This is a genomic window from Nonomuraea sp. NPDC049784, from assembly GCF_040659615.1.
GTDB lineage: Bacteria > Actinomycetota > Actinomycetes > Streptosporangiales > Streptosporangiaceae > Nonomuraea.
Genome location: NZ_JBFAMX010001186.1, coordinates 1 through 1,471, shown reverse-complemented (window position 1 = coordinate 1,471; position 1,471 = coordinate 1). Strand labels below are relative to the sequence as shown.

The following is a 1,471-nucleotide window of genomic DNA, read 5'->3' as shown; positions in this document are numbered from 1 at the left end:
CGGCGCTCAACCGCGCGTACGTCAACGTCAACGAGCTGACCGTACGCGCCGTCACCGAGGGGCGGCCCGAGCATGTCCGGCACGCCATGATGGCCGACCCGAACACGGCCGCCACCCTCACCGTCGAGCAGATCGACTCACTGTGCGACGCGCTCATCGAGGCCCACGGCGACCTGATGCCCGAGTCCCTCAGGCGGCGGTCGTGAAGGCGTACGGCGCGGCGGCGCTCCTCCTCGTCGCCGGGCTGCTGACGGCTTGCGGCTCCTCGTCCGAGCAGGCAGGCGGCCCGGTCGAGATCACCTGGTGGCACGGCCAGACGGAGCTGCAGGCCAAGGTCATCGAGGAGCTGGCCGCCGAGTACGGCAAGGCCCACCCGGACGTGAAGATCACGCCCGCGGTCGGCACCACGAACGTGGACGAGATGCTGCAGAAGGTCCAGGCGGTCCTGGCCGGCGGCAAGGCGCCCGACATCGCGTACATGTACGGCACATGGATGCCGCACCTGGCGCGGAACCCCAAGGTGTACGACCTGGCCGCCACCGTGAAGGCCCCAGGGTTTGGCTGGGACGACTTCTGGCCGTCGGAGCGGGCCGTGTCGGAGGTGAACGGCAAGGTCATCGGCGTCCCGGCCCTGGTCGACAACCTGGCCGTCATCTACAACAAGAAGCTGTTCGACGCGGCCGGGGTGGCGTACCCGTCCAAGGACTGGACCTGGGACGACTTCCGCGCCGCGGCGAAGAAGCTGACCGGCGGCGGCGTGTACGGCACCGCGTACCCCGTGACCGGGACCGAGGACACCGTGTGGCGGTTCTGGCCGATGCTCTGGCAGCAGGGCGGCTCGATCGTGACGCCGGACGGCAAGAAGTCGGCGTTCAACACGCCGCAGGCGGTGCAGGCGCTCGACCTGTGGAGCGCCATGGCCCGCCAGGACAAGTCCGTGTACCTCGACCAGAACGGCGAGAAGTTCGTGCCGCTGTTCCAGAGCGGCAAGATCGGGATGATCCTCGCGGCGCCGTACGCGCTGCTGGACGTCATCGACCACAAGATCTCCTACGGCGTGCAGGTGCTGCCCGGCTACAACGGCGACCACCAGACCATCGCGGGTCCCGACAACTGGGTCGTGTTCGACAACGGCTCGCGCCGGGCCAAGGCCGCCGCCGACTTCCTCACCTGGCTCACCCGGCCTGAGCAGGACGCCCGGTGGTCGCTCGGCCTGGGCAACCTGCCGATCCGCAAGGCCACGACCGGGCTTCCGGCGTACCAGAAGTTCGTCAAGGACTTCCCGGGCATCGACGTCTTCACCGCGAACCTCGACAACGCCAAGCAGGCCAGGCCGCACCTGCCCGCGTACCCGGAGTTCTCGGAGAAGGTCGGCAACGCCATCGCCCAGGCCATGGACACAAACGTCTTGATGATCAGGGCCAGCACCAGTGCGACGACGACAAGAACGGGAAGCTCTTTCCAGAACGAC

At 68.3% G+C, this 1,471-nt stretch carries 1 protein-coding gene and 1 pseudogene; both read left to right on the top strand.

Annotated elements, in window-relative coordinates; all coding sequences use genetic code 11:
• Positions 1 to 206: pseudogene (locus tag AB0J09_RS64580) on the top strand (alpha-glucosidase/alpha-galactosidase); the annotation flags it as partial.
• Positions 203 to 1,471 (top strand): ABC transporter substrate-binding protein (locus AB0J09_RS64575; RefSeq protein ID WP_360714377.1); only part of this gene is annotated, 1,269 nt, incomplete at its 3' end. The pseudogene AB0J09_RS64580 and the gene AB0J09_RS64575, both read left to right, overlap by 4 nt.